Annotated in this window: 4 protein-coding genes and 1 pseudogene; all 5 read right to left on the bottom strand. The window is 45.0% G+C overall.

Translation table 11 applies throughout. The features are described from left to right. Positions 1-1,238, bottom strand: a 1,238-nt coding sequence (locus ACFIJS_RS08595; protein WP_375651182.1) for a DUF4815 domain-containing protein, incomplete at its 3' end; no start/stop codon positions are given. Between the two features lies 1 nt (position 1,239). Continuing rightward, on the bottom strand, positions 1,240-2,346 hold the full coding sequence (locus ACFIJS_RS08600; RefSeq protein ID WP_375651184.1) for a phage tail protein: 1,107 nt from the start codon (positions 2,344-2,346) through the stop codon (positions 1,240-1,242). Then, positions 2,346-3,173: a baseplate J/gp47 family protein gene (locus ACFIJS_RS08605; protein ID WP_375651186.1), complete on the bottom strand. Its 828-nt coding sequence runs from the start codon at positions 3,171-3,173 to the stop codon at positions 2,346-2,348. Before ACFIJS_RS08605 ends, ACFIJS_RS08600 begins: the two co-directional genes overlap by 1 nt. Next, positions 3,170-3,511: a GPW/gp25 family protein gene (locus ACFIJS_RS08610; RefSeq protein WP_375651188.1), complete on the bottom strand. Its 342-nt coding sequence runs from the start codon at positions 3,509-3,511 to the stop codon at positions 3,170-3,172. Before ACFIJS_RS08610 ends, ACFIJS_RS08605 begins: the two co-directional genes overlap by 4 nt. Beyond that, positions 3,508-4,127 (bottom strand): annotated as a pseudogene (locus ACFIJS_RS08615) (phage baseplate assembly protein V); the annotation flags it as partial. The gene ACFIJS_RS08610 and the pseudogene ACFIJS_RS08615, both read right to left, overlap by 4 nt.

Below are 4,127 nucleotides of genomic sequence, written 5' to 3' on the forward strand. Positions count from 1 at the left end.
ATGGGTTGGTCTGAAGAAATCCCTTTGATATAGACGACATTTCCCCCTGTGTTGAGACCAATACGGTCAATGCGGGGCAATTTGTAAGTGTAACTGACGATAATATCACCACCCTCCGCACCTCCTGAGACTGTGATTTCCTGCGCTGTTACCTTATCAGCCGTGATTTTTGCACGATAGCGGTAAGTCACCTTATAGTTGCTTCCCGGTAAAGGTTCATCTCCCACCGGTGCCCAATCAATGGTGTCTCCGGTTTTTTTAAAATCTGTGCCTTCTTTAAATTCCTTGCTTCCTTGAACAACTTTAATAAACGCGGTGATGCTTTTATCAGGAACACCATCACGCCCCGAAGCAACTGCACCACGGGTGACGTTAACGGTTTTTTCTTTTGTCAACAAAAGAGACTGAATATCGGCAATAGGAAAATAATAGGGGTTAAAGGTAAAACTTGTCTTGCCCTTTTGAGGCGCAAAAATATGCGTTTCGCTGGGAACAACGCTTGTCGAAAAATCTTGCACCTCTTCATGGCGCAAGGCGGCAAGGCGCTTGCGTTTAAAGCCATTAATATTGGCTTCCCCTTCTTGAATACTAAACACTTGGCAACCTTTATTGGCTCCCAATGCGCTTACACGGCAGCCACCCACGATATAATGCCCATGGGCTCGGTCGTACGTCGCAATGGCTTGCATGGCGGGTTCAAGCAATGAGGGCGATTTTTGATCAATTAGAATACCATCTTGCAAAATGTAGACAGGAAAAAACGTGCCTTGCTGCCCATCCTCTTTGAGAGCCCAAACAAGCTTTGCTGTTTCGCGTGCGGCACCAGGTTCTCCTTCTGCCAAGGTGCCAGGCACTTGCCCCAACAGCTCTGGATCATCTTCGTGTGTTATCCATTTTTTTTGCAGCTTCACACCAATTTCCAAGCGTCCAATCATGGAAACATTGTTGAGTACCGCTTCAGAGACAGGAAAGATGTCGCCTGCGATATAAATTTTGCCCTCTGTTAACGTGACAGTTTGCGTCTCTTTGTTGACAAAAGCATCAGCCCGTTCAACGCGGTCCCCTTCTTGTGCCACAAGGCGCCCCAAACGGTCATGGCGCCCCCTGATGATGGTTTGAACCTCATTGAGTTCACCACTTTGAATAAAGGGGCGTTGTCCATAAAAGACAACGCTTTGTTGTTCCTCTTTGCCCAGAGATCTGTCAATTGCAAAGGGTAAACCACTTTCATGCTTCATATTAAAACCTCAATAAAATCTTGAATTGTTCGCGAACATCGGCACGCAAAGGAATATTAATGGGCGTTTTGAGTATCTCTACACCACCATTTAGTTCATTGGCGTCACACCAAAGCTTGCCAAAGGGGATATCTTGTTTGGGAGAGGCATGAACGAGAATGGAAACAAATGCTGCTTGTTTCCCATCAACATCGTGAAAGTCTGTACGGGCAGCAAGAAACAACAGAGTGCCTGTTGTGGAAGGGTTAAATCTGTTACCACAATGGCTGTAAACACCATCCAAAGCCTGTTCGACAGGCGCTACAGCATAGCATCTGCGAGTGCCAATCACGCCATTTTGGGTATCTCTTAACACGAGATAAAGCGTGCGGTTGCTAAACCATTCTGCCATGAGGATATCGCGTTCATGTTTTTTGACCGAACACCACGGAAAATTTGCCAACTCCCATGGGTAATCAATAAGGTCCCAGCTTAATTCTTTATCCCCATCATTTATCCAATTGCCAATAAGCTTGCCTTCTTCTTCTTCGAGAATGCGCTCTATTTCTGTTGTGCGCCCAAAGGAAAACAAAGTGCCCCCAGCTGTTAAGCGAACACCGCTTTCATACTCCAACATGCTGTCATCAAGGCGTGACATATTGCCTTCCATGGTTTGAACATCATAGCCATAGCTCCCACGGCGAAAATCAGAGCGCAAACTTTTGGAAAGGTCAGTGATTGCTTCAATGGCTTCAAGGCTTTTCCGTTCAGGCAAGTGATCAAAATCAAGTTGAAAGGAATTCCACCATGCTCGCTCTGTCCAGGCAGGTTGAAAGCGTGCAGAAATCTCTAGCCATTGAAGTCCCATTTCTATTGCCGCAAGTGAGCCACGTATCCGCTGCCATTGAAGCCCTTGATCAATTAAATCATAGAGATTTGGAACATAAGGCGTAAGCTCTCCAAGCCCATATTCTTCAATCAACCACGGCAAGAAGCGGGGAGGGCGTGTGATCAGTTTTGCGCGTGAAATCCCCAAAACAGAACCATCAATATCTTGATGAAAGTCGCAAGCATCGGCAAGGCGCTTTTCAAATTCTGTTGCATGTGAGGGGAGGAGGGAACCAACCATTAGCGCGCACGCCCTTTGAAGTTTAAGGTGATTTTTCCAATCGCTAAAACTTCTTCATCACAAACCATACTGTCTTGTGTTGGTGCAATGGCACTCACTTTCTGGACACCAGAAATCATCAGTTTTGAAATCCACCACGACAAATTTAACTCACGACCAATGGCTTGTTCTTGTTTCCATGCTGCTCTTAAATTTGCTTCCATTGTTGTGAGAATTTTCAAAGATGTTTCTGGTAACAGCCAAACATCTGCTTCTAAGTCCAGCACTTTTTTGACAGCAGCGTGAACAATGATTGTATCATTGGTCATGATGATATTTTTTCTGTGAAGAGCTTGTGAGACTGTTTGTATGAGATCTTTAGATGCTGTTCCTTCTTCATTGTTGCCAAAAAGAGCAACATAGATGGTTGGGTCTTTGCCTTTACGGTAAACAATCGCATCCTTAACACGACTATCTGCTGTTAAGGCGATAAGCTTGTAATAGGGCTCTGTCCCGCTCCCATTGCCACCACGGGCATGAAGCTCTATGCGTTCACGATATCTCTCGTCACTTTCCCCTTCCATGCGGACAAGACCATGCCAGTTTCCCAAAGCATCAAGAGATTCACCGGTTGCAAAATCAAGAATGTTGTTGCGTGCTGCTTCGTTAATACGCTGTCTTAAAAGCAACTCTCGATAGCTAAAAGCCTCAATGACTTTTACAGCCGGGTCACTTTCAAGAATGGTATATTCAGGCAAAAGCTCTTTTAAATGAGCAAGAGCCGCTGCCCGTATTTCCTCAAAAGAAAGTTCTGTGATGATTTCTGGTTTTGCAAGTACTCCATTCATTTTATCAATAATCCTTCCATGGTAATGGGCTTGCCGGATGGCAAATAAATGCCTTCAAAGGACAAAGAAACTTGTCCAGCCTCACTCCATTTAAAATCAATTTTTTTCAATTTAAAACGCGGTTCCCACTTGTCTAAAGCCTCAGCAACAGCAGCATAAAGAGCAACGGAAAAGCTGTTATTTATTGGTGCATCAATGAGTTCCGCAACACGTGAACCATAGTCACGCCGCATTACACGCGAACCAATCCGTGTTGATAAGATATCAAGGATTGATTGGCGTAAATGATCAATGCCGGTTAATGGCTTTCCCGTTGTGCGGTCCATTCCACTGTTCAATTGGGACCTCCTGTCATCGAGCCACCAGGGGAAACACCACCATGAACATGTGTTGCTCCTACATTGGTGCCGTTATGCTTTAGTTCACTTGAATGAATGGAAACATTATTTCCAGAATGAAGAGAGAGACTATCATTCGAATTCAGTGAAACGCCACCACCAGCCTTCAAAGAGATGTTGCCTTTTGCGTTTAAATTTATATCGCTTTCTGAAACAATCTTTATGCCTTCCGGTGCGGTAAGCTCTAGCTTACCACCATCACCTTTTAGTGACACACCATCAGCGATTGTCAGGATAAACTTTCCGCCTGATTTGATGTGAATTCCATAAGTGTTTTGTTCATCATCATATTCAAGGCTGGTTCCATCAGGGTATATCGTTCGGTGAATACTGCCCTTATCGGCTGCTTGATGAGCATCGGTATGAATGGAGCCAACAATCACCCCTTGTGATAAATCCCCTGATGACGAGATAACAACTACTTGCTCTCCAACATCGCGCCCTTCATAGGAGCGTGTTTTACCGGCGCGGGCTTGTGTTGTCTGGAATCCAGTCACTGATGAGATTGCCACTTTTTACCCGATAGCGTGCGTTTTTATGGTCGACATGGCTAATC

Origin of the sequence: Bartonella sp. OT172YNZD, from assembly GCF_042193725.1 — a bacterium.
Classification (GTDB): Bacteria; Pseudomonadota; Alphaproteobacteria; order Rhizobiales; family Rhizobiaceae; genus Bartonella; species Bartonella grahamii_A.

Excerpts from the sequence above, each read along its gene's own strand:
- ACFIJS_RS08605 (WP_375651186.1), bottom strand. The coding sequence starts at position 3,173 with ATGAATGGAGTACTTGCAAAACCAGAAATCATCACAGAACTTTCTTTT.
- ACFIJS_RS08600 (WP_375651184.1), bottom strand. The coding sequence starts at position 2,346 with ATGGTTGGTTCCCTCCTCCCCTCACATGCAACAGAATTTGAAAAGCGC.